The sequence below is a fragment of the Microbacterium sp. SORGH_AS_0428 genome, assembly GCF_031453615.1.
GTDB lineage: Bacteria > Actinomycetota > Actinomycetes > Actinomycetales > Microbacteriaceae > Microbacterium.
The window spans coordinates 2,093,926-2,106,427 of the sequence record NZ_JAVIZT010000001.1 but is presented as its reverse complement, the minus strand read 5'-3'; the positions used below and the strand labels follow the sequence as shown (position 1 = coordinate 2,106,427).

Sequence of the window (12,502 nt, the reverse complement as noted above, 5' to 3'; positions counted from 1 at the left end):
GATGGGCGCCAGCTGCAGCCCTCGCCGTCAGAATATGAGGGGGTCTCGCATGGGGCGTGGCCGTCAGAAGGCGAAGCACACGAAGATCGCCCGTGAGCTGAAGTCATTCAGCCCGTCGGTGAACTACGCGGCGCTCGAGCGCGAACTCGGTCACCCGAGTGACGAGAACGAGTACGTCGACAAGTGGGCCGACCAGTACGAGGACGAAGACGAAGACGAGGACTCGCTCGAGGGTGCCCGGTAATACACCGGCGCCCCCGCAGCGGCACCTCGCCCGCTCATCGTCACAGCCAGGCCGCACGGCGCACCGCTCCGGTGCCCGTGCGGCTGCTCTGTGAGATCAGGACGTCTGCGTGCCCTCGACCCAGGCGAGATACTCGTCGCTGACCGTTCCGGTCACATACCGGCCGTCGAAGCAGCTCATGTCGAGGTCGGTGATGTCCGAGCCCTCGAGGATCGCCGCCTTGAGGTCGTCGATCTCCTGGTACACCATGTAGTCCGCACCGAGCTCCTCGGCGATCTCCGGGATCGTCCGGCCGTGCGCGACCAGCTCGTGCCGTGAGGGCATGTTGATGCCGTACACGTGCGGGAACCGCACGGGGGGCGCGGCCGACGCGAACGTCACCGACAGGGCGCCGGCGTCCCGCGCCATCTGGATGATCTCCTTGCTCGTCGTGCCGCGCACGATCGAGTCGTCGACCAGCAGCACGTTCTTGCCCTTGAACTCGCTCGGCATGGCGTTGAGCTTCTGGCGGACGCTCTTCTTGCGCACCGCCTGACCGGGCATGATGAACGTCCGGCCCACGTAGCGGTTCTTGTAGAAGCCCTCGCGGTACTCGATGCCGAGCTTGCGGGCGACCTGCATCGCCGCGGGACGCGACGAGTCCGGGATCGGCATGACCACGTCGATCTTGCCCCGCGGTGTGTACTTCGCGATCGTGTCGGCGAGGCGGTCCCCCATGCGCAGCCGCGTCTCGTACACGGAGATGCCGTTCATGACCGAGTCGGGACGCGCGAGGTACACGTATTCGAACGAGCACGGCGCGAGCGTCGTGTCGCTCGCGCACTGACGCGCGTGGAGGGTGCCGTCGAGCGCGACGAACACGGCCTCGCCGGGGGCGACGTCGCGGACGACCTCGAAGCCGGCGTTGTCGAGCACGAGCGACTCGGATGCCACGACCCACTCGTCGTGACCGTCAGGGTTCGAGCGGCGACCGAGGATCAGCGGGCGGATGCCGAACGGATCCCGGAACGCCAGCAGACCGTGACCGGCGATCAGGGCGATCGCGGCGTACGAGCCTTCGACGCGCTCGTGCACCCGCGCGACGGCGCGGAAGACCTGCTCGGCGTCCAGCTCGAGACCCGGGATCTCGGCCTGCAGCTCGCCGGCGAGCACGTTCACGAGCAGTTCGGTGTCGGAGCTCGTGTTGAGGTGGCGACGGTCCTTGCGGAACAGCTCCTCGGTCAGCTCTCGCGTGTTGGTCAGGTTGCCGTTGTGCACCAGGACGATGCCGTAGGGCGCGTTGACGTAGAAGGGCTGCGCCTCTTCCTCGTTGGACGCCGTGCCCTTCGTGGCATAGCGGACGTGACCGAGCCCGATCTCACCGAGGAGGGCACGCATGTCACGGGTGCGGAACGCCTCGCGCACCTGTCCCTTCGCCTTGGCGATGTGGAAGACACCCGTACCCTCGGCCGTCGCGATCCCGGTGGAGTCCTGTCCGCGGTGCTGCAGCAGCAGCAGGGAGTCGTAGATGTCCTGATTGATCGGACCCTGACCGACCATTCCGACGATGCCGCACATGAGGTGTTACTTCGCTCCGTCTCGCGTGCTGTCGCCGTAGGCGCCCACCAGGCGCACGGCACCGCCGTCGACGCCCTTGGCGCCCTCGATCCATTCGCCGTCGGCGCGGGCTCCCTCGCCCACGACGCCGACCTGCCACGCGGCGATGCCGTACCGGGCGAGGACGGATGCGGCCGCATCCACGCGCTCGGCGGAGATGACCGCGAAGAATCCGACACCCAGGTTCCACGTGCCCTCGGTGGCTTCGAGCTCCAAGCCGCCGAGGTCGGCGAGGACCCGGAACACCGGCGCGGGCGACCACGTGGAGCGGTCGACCTCGACCCAGCTCCCGGGGGCGAGCACGCGGGCGAGGTTCGCTCCGATGCCACCTCCGGTCACGTGGCTGAGGCTGTGAACATCGCCGCCGAGCTCGTCGATGAGCGCGAGGATCGGCGTCGTGTAGAGACGGGTGGGCTCGAGGAGGGCCTCGCCCCAGGTGCGGCCGAAGTCTGCGGCGTGGTCGCCGTACTGCACGCCCTCGCGCGCGACGATGTGACGCACGAGCGAGTAGCCGTTGGCATGGAGTCCGCTCGAGGCCAGGGCGATCACCGCGTCGCCGGGGCGGACGCGGTCGGCGCCCAGCACACGGTCGGCCTCGACCACGCCGGTCGCGGCGCCCGCGACGTCATAGTCCGCGGCACCGAGGAGTCCCGGGTGCTCGGCCGTCTCGCCGCCCACGAGCGCCGTCCCGGTGGCTTCGCAGCCCTCGGCGATGCCGCGCACGATGGCGGCGATGCGCTCGGGGACGACCTTGCCGCACGCGATGTAGTCCGTCATGAACAGCGGCTTGGCACCGACCACGACGATGTCGTCGACGACCATGCCGACCAGATCCTGACCGATCGTGTCGTGCTTGTCGATCGCCTGTGCGATGGCGACCTTGGTGCCCACGCCGTCGGTGCTGGAGGCCAGCAGCGGCCGGCGGTAGCCGAGAAGAGCGGAGGCGTCGAACAGCCCTGCGAATCCGCCGACGCCGCCCAGGACCTCGGGGCCCTGAGTGCGACGCACGGCCGACTTCATGAGTTCGACGGCCAGATCACCCGCGGCGGTGTCTACACCCGCGGCGGCATAGGGATCGGGAGCCACCCCCTCAGCCTACCCGGCCGAGCGCACCGTCGCTCCGCCGCGCGAGGGCCGTGCGACATCTGCACGATCGGTGGGGCACATGCGTGCGTACGAGGCGCATGAGCCGGCCGGGACGCGGCCGGTCGTGCACACGTCGCCGTACGGATGCGGATGAGATGCGCGTCCGGGCGCACAGGGCCCCCGATGAGGGACGGGCGACCCCTACAATGTCGGCATGCCGAGCGCCGAGAGGCCGCAGTGGGTGGTCCGCGAAGACGCGGGTCCGAGCGTGCTCGCCGCGCTCTATCTGCGGCAGGTCCTCGGCATCCGCAGCCCCGAGGAACTGCCAGGGCTCCGCGGGGTGCCGACGAACGCGCCCGAAGCGGATGCGGTGCTGGAAAGGCAGTGGCGGGCGCTGTGGGCGATGACCGTCGAGCCGCTGGCGCACCCGTCCGAGGTTCCGCTGGAGCTCATCGCGGGCATGGACACGCTGCTCGCGCTACCCGCCGACGGTGCCGACGAGCTGCGTGCGGCGATCGTCCCGCATGCGGGTGCTGCGCTCGCGTTCGCCCGATCCGCCAGCGCGGTCCACACCGATCGCGTACGCGGCTCGTCCTACCGCGCCTACGCGAGCGCGATCGCGGTGCACGAGCGCGAGGTGGGTCGGCGCGCGCACTCGTTCGAGCTGAACGTGCAGGTGCTGCCGCTGGCCCAGCGCGGGCTCTGGTGGATCGGCTCTCTCACGATCGCCGTGACCGACGGGCTGCGCGGCGATGTGGTGGCCTTCGACGCGGCGATCCACCCGATCATCGCGGAACTGGCCTGAGCTCAGTCCTCGTCGCGTCGCACGTGGGCCACCTCGACCGAGACGTCGCGGGCGCGCCGCGCCATCGCCCGGTCGAAGAGGAGGGCGATGATGCCGCCGATCGCGAGGCCGACGACGGCGCAGACGAGGGCGAGGAATCCGAACACCTGCATCTGCGTGTACTGCACGCCCGCAGCGCTCGGCTCATCCGTGCCGTGGAACACGAACGTCAGGATCATCGCGACGAGCACGCCCACGGCCGCACCCAGAACGAGGAAGACACCGTACTTGGGTGCGCGACGCACCCGCAGGGTCTCGACGTGTTGATCGGTGACCGTGCGGGGGGCCTGGGGGTCCTGCGGCTCGGGGGCCATGGGTCCATTGTCGCATCCGCGGCGCATACGGCCGGGCCGCTCCTCGGGCGCATCGCTCCTCCAGCGGATCGGGTGAGAGTAGCTGTCGATCTGACGGAGGGCTCACCGGTCGCGGGCCGCCGGCAGGACCACAACCTGTACCGGGTCGTCCTCCACGAGTGACAGTGCCCCGCAGCACGCCGAAGCGCCGGCCCCCAGGACCGGCGCTTCGGGTTTCGACGCCCCGCGGAAGCCGTTCGCGGGGCGCCGGGTCTGTCAGGCTCGCTGGCGGCGGCGCACGGCGATCAGCAGCATCCCGCCGAAGGCGATGACGCCGATCCCCAGCCACAGGGCATCCATCGGCGGCGCGTTACCCGTCGACGCGAGCGCGCCGTCGGTCGCGCTGTCGCACGGCACCTCGGCGCCGAGCGGCAGCGAGAAGGTGACGGCGTCCAGCGAGGTGCCCGCCTCATAGAAGCCGGCGAAGGCCTGCGCACCCGCCGAGGTGAGCGTGGCCGACGCCCCGGAGAAGGTGACACGGTTCGCCGACTCCTGAGCCTGAGGCAGGGACAGCGTCGCGAAGACGATGCCCGATGCGTTCGTGTCGGGCGAGCCGTTGAAGCCCTTCGACTGCACGTTCAGGATCAGCGAGGCGGAGCCCGCGCCGTTGATCTGGATGCGGGGGTTGGACAGCGTCATGTCGAGCGCGCCGCCGTGGCCGGTGTAGTGGACGGATCCGCCGAAGCTCACCCGCCCGCGGTCGGCCTCGGTGTTGAACGCTCCCGACCCTGATCCCCAGCCGCCGTCGATCGACCCGTTCGCGACCGAGCCGGTCACGTAGGAGCGGAACGACGACTTGACCCCCCAGTCGATGCTCGCGCCCGACACGGCGCGCGCGACGCAGACCGGCGCCGCGACCTGCTCGACGGCGGGGACGACGGCCGCGGCGGTGACGGAGAAGGGGGCGGATGCGACCACCTCGCCGTTCACGCTGAGCTCGACCTTGTGGGCGCCCGTCGGGAAGTCCGCGGGGACGTTCCAGCTGAAGGTGACGGTACCGCTGCCGCTCGCCGGCACCGTGCCGATCGTCACCGGCTCCGAGTGGGCGACGGCGGTCACGGCGTCGCCGGGCTGGAAGCCGCCGCCGGTGATCGTGAGGACGCCGCCCTGCTGCGCGCTCGCTCCGACCGGGAAGCCGACGAAGGGTGCGAGGGGCACGGCGACCGCGACCGGTGTGAAGGTGTCGAGCGATCGGTCGGTGACCGAGAGTCCGTGCGCGGCGGATGTGGCGACCTGGTAGCTCTTCGACGCGTCGAGGACGCCGGCGGGCACGGTCAGCGTCACCGAGAAGGCGCCGTCGACGATGGCCGACGACGGCACCCACGCCTGGGCGATCCACCCCGCGGACGGAAGGGGCCCATCGCCGCTCCAGACGCTGCTCTCACCGAACAGGACATAGGCGCCGTTCGCCGCGCCGGCACCGGTGAAGCCGGTCCCCGCGACCGTCAGCACGTTCTCGACCGATGCATCCAGCGGCGCGCTCGGGGTCACAGTGACGGCCGGCTCTCCTGCCGGCTGCGGTTCGGGGGCCACCCGGTCACCGACGTAATCGATCGGGACGACGAGTTCCTGGGCCGCGTTCACCACGCCACCGGCGCCGTACGTGTACACACCCCAGCGTCCACCCGACAGCGCGCTACCCGCGTCCTTCGCGACGAGGGTGGCGGTGAACGTTCCGTCGGTCGACAGCTCGGTCCACTGCTGGCGCACGGCGCTCTGGAACGCCACCGGGATCTTCGACACCGTGTCGGCGGTCAGCGCCCACAACTGCGAGACGACCTTGCGCGCCGAGGAGGGCGCGCTCTGAGAGGGGCGCCACGTGTCGAGGAACGAGCCGAAGACGACATAGCTGCCCTGAGGAAGCGTGTTGGGGATCGGCATCCCGCGCCCGCCGACGTTGGCCGCGGGGTCGAAGCCCGAGCCGCGGACGACGAGGACATCGTCGCTGTACACGGGCTGCCCGGTGTAGGGCGTGACCCCGTCGGCGAGGAAGACCGAGAGTGAGGGCGTGTACACAGGGCTGGCGGGCGCCGTGACGGCGACGGCGACGGCGTCGGATGCGGAGCTCTGGTACGCCGCATCTGTCGGCGTGAAGACGGCCTTCACGGTGTGGGTGGCGACGCCGAGCGACGAGGTGCGCAGCACCGCGATCCCGTCATCCAGCGGCGCACTGCCGAGCGATGCCGCGCCGTCGAAGAACTCGACCGATCCCGGCGCGGCCGGCGCGACGGTCGCCGTCAGCGTGACCTCGGTTCCGGCAACGGCGGATGCGGGAGCCGCCGCGAGCGTGGTGGTCGTCGCCGCCGCAGGGAACAACGCCGCCCAGTCGATCGCGACGCCGGTGCGCGCGTAGAGGTTGCTCTCGCTGGGGTTCGACCGGGACGGCCAGGCGATCACGTCGTAGGACTTCGTGCGATCCAGCGTCGCGGCCGACTGCTCGAGCGAACCGGCGATGACGCCGGAGGCGTCCGGATAGACCGCCGCGGCGGGGATGCTGCCCCCGAGCTGGATGCTGCCGAGATCCGTGTCGGCGGGGATGAGCGCGATGTACAGCGAGCGCTGCGACTGGCCGGGCAGGAGCGGGACGCTGCCGTAGCCGTCTCCCGTGACGGAGACGCTGACGGACGCGCCGGGGTCGACGGCTGCCGTCGCCGAGAGGGTGTAGCTGGCGGCCTGGGCGGGGACGGCGGCGCCGAAGACGGCGGCAGAGGCGACCAGGGCGGTCGCCACGGCGCTCGCGAGCAGGCGCCGCAGCGGCGCTCGAGGTGATCTGTGCACGGGTATCTCCTTGCGGAAGGCGGGTCGATGACCGCGGCGTGGGTCATCCCGCGGTCTTCGAGTTAGCTTAGCCTTACCAAACTCGAATCTGGGAATTCGATATGCACCCGTTACGACGACCGCCGCGGCAACACGATCGGTCGACCGGTGTCGGGATCGGCGAGTATCCGTACGGGCGTGGCGTACACGGACTCGACGCGCTCGGCGGTGACCACCTCGGCGGGGGCGCCGAAGGCGGCGAGCGATCCTGCGGCGACCATCGCCACGTCGTCCGCGTACGCGGCCGCCAGCGACAGATCGTGCAGCACCACGACGACCGCTCGACCGGCGGCGGCGAGTCCGCGGGCGATGCGCAGGACGTCCTCCTGGTGCCGGAGGTCCAGCGCCGCGGTCGGCTCGTCGAGGAGCACCACGGGCGTCTGCTGAGCGAGCACGCGCGCGAGCGAGACACGAGCCTTCTCTCCCCCCGAGAGCGACGTGTACGTCCGTTCGCCGAGATGCACCACATCCGCGGCCGCCATGGCGTCGGAGATGGGAACGTCGTCGCGTCCACGAGCCTCCCCGTGCCACGGAGCACGACCCATCTCCACCACTTCGCGCGCGGAGAACGCGAAGGCCACGCGGTTCTCCTGCAGCAGGACCGACCGCATCCGTGCGAGCTCCGAGGGTCGGAGGCTGCCGATGGGCCGCCCGTCCAGCAGCACCTCGCCGGATGCGGGTCGCACATCCCCCGCCATGATCCCCATCAGACTGGACTTGCCTGCTCCGTTGGGCCCCACGAGCGCGACGACCCGGCCGAACCCGATGTCCAGGCTGATGTCGCGCAGGATGTCGACGCCGCCCAGGCGCAGACCGACCGCGTCGAGACGGATCGCCGGCGCGCTCATGCCCACCCCCCGCCCCGCCGACGGCTGCGCCGGATGAGCCAGTAGAAGAACGGCCCGCCGATGAGCGAAGTGAGGATGCCGATGGGCAGGTCGGCCGCCGGCACGAGCGTACGGGCCAGCAGGTCGGCATAGACGAGGAGCACGGCGCCGCCGAGCAGCGACGCGACCAGCAGCGGACGGTTCGCCGGGCCGAGCATCATCCGCACGAGATGAGGCACGACGAGACCGACGAATGCGATGATCCCCACGAAGGCGACGGCGACACCGGTCATGGAAGCCACCAGGACGATCGAGACGATCCGCAGCCGCTCCACACGCACCCCGAGATGCGCCGCCGTCCGTTCTCCGAGCGCGAGCAGGTCGTACCTGCGCGCCAGCGCCACCGCGCCGACGGCGGAGAGCACCCCCACGGCTGAGACGACCGCGACCTCGTCCCACCGCGAGCCGTTCATCGATCCGAGCTGCCAGAAGACGATCTGCTCACGAGACGCGGTGTCCCCGACGAACATGAACACGGCCAGGGCCGCGCCCGCGAAGGCGTTCACGGCGATGCCCGTGAGGATCAGCGTGACCGACTCGGTGCGCCCCTGGGCCCGGGCGGTCGCGTAGACGATGCCTGTCGCGGCGAGGCCGCCGAGGAAGGCGAACACCGCGGTCGTCCACCCCCCGAACGCGGCAAGGCCGAGCGTGATGGATGCGGCCGCACCGACGGCGGCACCCGAGGAGACGCCGACGACGCCGGGCTCGGCGAGCGGATTGCCGAACACAGACTGCATCACGGCGCCGGCTGCAGCCAGCAGCGCACCCACGAGCAGCGACATGACGACGCGGGGGAAGCGGATCTGCCACAGCGTCTGCTCGACGAGCGGATCGCCCGGCGCCCACGGGTTCGCGATCCCGATCGCGCGCAGCAGCGAGCCCATGACCTCGGATGCGGCGATGGGCAGCTGACCGACGCCCGCCGACAGGAGCACCCCGACCACCAGGAGGACGACAGCCGTGCCGCCCACCAGCATCCGACGAGCCCTCACCGCCCGCGCGCTCACGACCCGACCGGCGCATACACGGCGCGCGCCAGCGCCTCGAGCACCTCGGCCGATCGCGGACCGAACGAGAGGATCTGGCCATCTGCCATGTCGACGAAACGGCGGTGGGCCCCGGCCGTCGTGATGGCGATCGCCGGCTTCGCCGCGAGAAGCCCGTCGACGCCTCCGACGGACTCGATACCGCCGGACATGACCAGGATGAGGTCGGGATTCGCCGCGACCATCGCCTCGTCGGTGAGGGGCCGCATCCCGTCCCATCCGAGCTCGCCGGCGACGTCGACGCCGCCCAGCGCACGGATGATCTCGTCCGCGCCGGACTCTTCGCCGAAGAGGTAGTACACGCCGGCCGTCCCCCGCAGGTAGAGGAACACCATGCGCAGCCGATCTGCGTCGCGCGCGGGGGCGATCGCGGCGATGTCGGCTCGCGCGCGCTCCACCTCGTCGCCGATGCGCGTAGCGAGGGCTTCCCCCGCCGCGGGCGCGCCGAACACCGCCGCCATGTCGCGGGCCAGCTGCTGCGCCCCAGCGAAGGACGCCTCGTTCTCGACGAACACGACGGGGATGCCCACATCCCTCAGCTGTTCGACCACGTCCCTCGGCCCGATCGAGCCGTCCGTGATGACGAGCGTGGGGCGAAGCGCGATGACGGCCTCGGAGCTGACAGTGTGACCGCCCGTCGTGATCACGGGCAGATCCTCGACGCCCGGGAAGGCGGTCGACACGTCACGTCCGACGAGGGAGCCGCCGAAGCCGAGCCCCCACACCGTCGCCGCCAGCGAACCCGCCAGGTCCATCGCGACGACACGAGAGGTGTCGGCGACCGTCACCTCTCTCGCCCCGCCGAGATCGTGGGAGAGCACGGTCGTGGGCAGCGACTGGGCGGGCCCGTCGACGACCGGGACGATCGCCGCGTCGGGCAGGACGGCGGTCGACGGCCCCTCGTACGAGCGAGGATCCTCGAGGACGTCGAGCTCGGAGATCGGTTGAGGCTGTGCCGCCGAGCCGCTCGCCGCAGGCGACTCCGACGGGTCGTGCGCCGCGCAACCGGCGAGCAGCGCGAGGGCGGTCGCCACCGCGACCACGAGCAGCCGCCGTCTCACGACCGTCCTCCCCGCGCGCGGCGCCGGAGCGCGGCGCCGATCACGGCGGCGGCGGCGACGGCGACAGCAGCACCGATGCCCCACCCCCAGGCGGGCGTTCCCGCCTCGTCGACGCCTTCCGCGGCCACGACCGCCGGCGAGGGCTCGGGCGATGTGGTGGGCGAAGGCTCGGGATCGGCGCAGTCGAGAGTCAGGTCGAAGGAGATCGGGTCGAACGCCGTCCCGGTCTCGTAGTTGCCGAACTGCGCATAGCCGTCCGCGGTGATGGCGGTCGGCACCTCCGTCGCGGACATCCCGGTGTCGGTCGTCGTGGGCGCAGCGGCTGCGAGGTCCAGCGTGACGAAGTCGACCTGCGTGTCGGAGTGCGCTTGGTCGGTCGCCCCGGCCAGCGCATCATCCATCGAGAGTCCGCTGACATCGAGCAAGAGGTGCGCACCCGCGGAATCCACGACAAGTGTCGGCTGCGCGATCGTGGTGTCGAGCAGCCCATTGTGCCCGGTGAAGCGGACGCCGCCGCCGAAGGACACCGATCCTTCGCCCGTGACGGGGTCGATGCTCCCGCCGGTGACCGGCCATCCGAAGACCGGCGTCGCGTAGGACGCGCCGTCGATCGGCTCCCAAGCCCCCTTCGCGATCGTGCCGGAGATGTAGGAGCGGAACGACTCCTTGAAGCCCCACGTCAACGAGCCGCCGGTCACCGCACACGTCCCATCCGCGCGCTGGGTCGTGACGGCACCGGTGGGCACGGCGAGCAGAGAGGCGGCCAGGGCGATCGCGGACGCAGCGGAACGAAGGAGCATGGCGGGACCATTCCGGAGTTAAGTGAGGTAAGCCTTGCCTACCCTATCGGATGGTCGCGCCGGCCTCCGCGGCGGTTACGGGCGCAACGGAAGCAGGTCGGAGACATCCGACCGGGTACCGGAGGCGCGGATGCGGCCGGCGGCCGCCGCATCCGACCACGACTGAAGACCTGTCGCCAGGGCGATCCAGGTGCGCGCATCGGTCTCCACGACGTTCGGCGGCGTGCCGCGGGTGTGACGCGGCCCCTCGATGATCTGGACCGCACCGAAAGGCGGGACGCGCACCTCGACCGTGTGACCGGGCGCCTTCTCCGCGAGCAGTTGCAGGAGGTACCGCACGGCCGTGGCGAGATCGGTGCGGGCGGGCTGGTCGGCCGCGGCCACCGCGGCGAGCGCGGCGCGGCCGGCGTCGGTGGTGATGCGCGGCATGACGCCACGCTACCCCGGCGCCCGCGAGCCGCTCTCGGTAGGGTGGGGCGCGTGAAGATCCTCGTTCTCGGCTCCGGCGCGCGCGAGCACGCCATCATCCTCGCGCTCGCCTCCGAACAGGCGCACCACGAGATCCTCGCAGCGCCGGGCAACGCCGGAATCGCCCGCGACGCAGCCATCGCCCGCGTACCCGACGGCGGGGTGCTGAACCCCGAGGACCCCACCGCCGTCACCGAGTACGCCAACGCCCACGCGATCGATCTCGTGGTCATCGGCCCCGAGGCCCCCCTCGTCGCCGGAGTCGCGGACGCGCTGCGCGAGCGCGGCATCCCGGTCTTCGGGCCCGGCCGTGCCGCTGCACAGCTCGAGGGCTCCAAGACCTTCGCGAAGCGCATCATGGATGCGGCGGGTGTCCCCACCGGCCGCGCGGTGCGCGCTCAGACCATCGAGGAGGTGCGGGCAGCGCTCGACGATCTGGGCGCCCCGCACGTCGTCAAGGCCGACGGACTCGCCGCCGGCAAGGGCGTCATCGTCACCGAGGACCGCGACGCCGCCCTCGCCCATGCCGAGGAGTTCCTCCCGACGGGGGCGGTGCTGATCGAGGAGTTCCTCTCCGGCCCCGAGGTGTCGCTCTTCTTCCTCAGCGACGGCGACACCGTGCGCCCCCTGAGCCCGGCGCAGGACTTCAAGCGACTGGGTGACGGCGACAGCGGCCCCAACACGGGCGGCATGGGCGCGTACTCCCCGCTCCCCTGGCTCGCCGAGCACTTCGGCGACGAACGTGCATTCGTCGATCTCGTGACCGAGACCGTCGCCCTCCCCGTCATCCGCGAACTCGACCGCGAGGGCACGCCCTTCATCGGCTTGCTCTACGCCGGCCTCATCCTCACCGACACCGGCGTCAAGGTCATCGAGTTCAACGCCCGGTTCGGCGACCCGGAGACGCAGGTCGTGCTGCCGCGCCTGGTCACACCCCTCTCCCAGCTGCTCCTGTCGGCGGCGTCCGGCACCCTCGAGGACGAGCCGCGGCCGGAGTTCTCAGAGACGGCCGCCGTGACGGTCGTCCTCGCGAGCGAGGGCTACCCGGCGGCGCCCGTCACTCACCGCCCGCTCGCAGGGCTGGATGCGGCCGCATCCGTCGAGGGCGTGCACATCGCCCACGCCGCCACCCGGGACCAGGACGGTGAGCTCATCGCGACGGGCGGGCGCGTACTGAACGTGGTGGCCGTGGCAGACGACTTCGCCACCGCCCGCGACCGCGCGTACCGTGCGCTCGATGCGATCGAGCTGGCGGGCGGGCAGTACCGCACCGACATCGCGGCGCGCGTCGTCGGCTGAG

At 71.2% G+C, this 12,502-nt stretch carries 12 protein-coding genes; 3 read left to right on the top strand and 9 right to left on the bottom strand.

Annotated features, from left to right (window positions below; translation table 11 throughout):
* The first annotated feature begins 49 nt into the window (after window positions 1-49).
* Window positions 50-244, top strand: a complete 195-nt coding sequence (locus QE374_RS10170) for a DUF3073 domain-containing protein (protein WP_137418327.1) — start codon at window positions 50-52, stop codon at window positions 242-244.
* 96 nt (window positions 245-340) lie between these two features.
* Here QE374_RS10170 and purF read toward each other — a convergent pair whose 3' ends face one another.
* Both purF and purM read right to left on the bottom strand, forming a co-directional pair.
* Window positions 341-1,801: an amidophosphoribosyltransferase gene (gene purF / locus QE374_RS10165; protein WP_309734540.1), complete on the bottom strand. Its 1,461-nt coding sequence runs from the start codon at window positions 1,799-1,801 to the stop codon at window positions 341-343.
* A 6-nt stretch (window positions 1,802-1,807) separates the two neighbouring features.
* A complete protein-coding gene (gene purM, locus QE374_RS10160) occupies window positions 1,808-2,860 on the bottom strand; it encodes a phosphoribosylformylglycinamidine cyclo-ligase (RefSeq protein ID WP_396653349.1) in 1,053 nt (350 codons plus the stop codon).
* Window positions 2,861-3,140: 280 nt separating this feature from the next.
* Here purM and QE374_RS10155 point away from each other — a divergent pair, with 280 nt between their 5' ends.
* Window positions 3,141-3,731, top strand: coding sequence for a zinc-binding alcohol dehydrogenase (locus QE374_RS10155; RefSeq protein ID WP_309734536.1), 591 nt, complete (start codon window positions 3,141-3,143; stop codon window positions 3,729-3,731).
* Window positions 3,732-3,733: 2 nt separating this feature from the next.
* On the opposite strand, the gene QE374_RS10150 is transcribed toward QE374_RS10155, so the two are convergent.
* The 7 genes from QE374_RS10150 to QE374_RS10120 form a co-directional block, all read right to left on the bottom strand.
* Window positions 3,734-4,084 carry a potassium transporter Trk gene (locus QE374_RS10150; protein WP_309734534.1) on the bottom strand — a complete coding sequence of 117 codons (351 nt, stop codon included), beginning with the start codon at window positions 4,082-4,084 and terminating at the stop codon, window positions 3,734-3,736.
* A 255-nt stretch (window positions 4,085-4,339) separates the two neighbouring features.
* The gene (locus tag QE374_RS10145) at window positions 4,340-6,901 is read right to left on the bottom strand and encodes an HtaA domain-containing protein (RefSeq protein WP_309734532.1); all 2,562 of its coding nucleotides are present in this window, start codon (window positions 6,899-6,901) and stop codon (window positions 4,340-4,342) included.
* A 110-nt stretch (window positions 6,902-7,011) separates the two neighbouring features.
* Window positions 7,012-7,788: a heme ABC transporter ATP-binding protein gene (locus tag QE374_RS10140; RefSeq protein ID WP_309734530.1), complete on the bottom strand. Its 777-nt coding sequence runs from the start codon at window positions 7,786-7,788 to the stop codon at window positions 7,012-7,014.
* Window positions 7,785-8,804 (bottom strand): iron ABC transporter permease, encoded by a 1,020-nt coding sequence (locus QE374_RS10135; RefSeq protein WP_309736669.1) that lies wholly within the window; start codon window positions 8,802-8,804, stop codon window positions 7,785-7,787. Before QE374_RS10135 ends, QE374_RS10140 begins: the two co-directional genes overlap by 4 nt.
* Before the next feature lie 26 nt (window positions 8,805-8,830).
* Window positions 8,831-9,934, bottom strand: coding sequence for an ABC transporter substrate-binding protein (locus QE374_RS10130; RefSeq protein WP_309734529.1), 1,104 nt, complete (start codon window positions 9,932-9,934; stop codon window positions 8,831-8,833).
* Window positions 9,931-10,734, bottom strand: a complete 804-nt coding sequence (locus QE374_RS10125; RefSeq protein ID WP_309734527.1) for an HtaA domain-containing protein — start codon at window positions 10,732-10,734, stop codon at window positions 9,931-9,933. The genes QE374_RS10130 and QE374_RS10125 overlap by 4 nt, the downstream gene beginning before the upstream one ends.
* 75 nt (window positions 10,735-10,809) lie before the next feature.
* Window positions 10,810-11,163: a sterol carrier family protein gene (locus QE374_RS10120; protein ID WP_309734525.1), complete on the bottom strand. Its 354-nt coding sequence runs from the start codon at window positions 11,161-11,163 to the stop codon at window positions 10,810-10,812.
* 51 nt (window positions 11,164-11,214) lie between these two features.
* Between QE374_RS10120 and purD the strand changes: the two genes are divergently transcribed.
* Entirely contained in the window at window positions 11,215-12,501 is a 1,287-nt protein-coding gene (gene purD / locus QE374_RS10115; protein WP_309734524.1) for a phosphoribosylamine--glycine ligase, read from the top strand.
* Window position 12,502 lies beyond the last annotated feature (1 nt).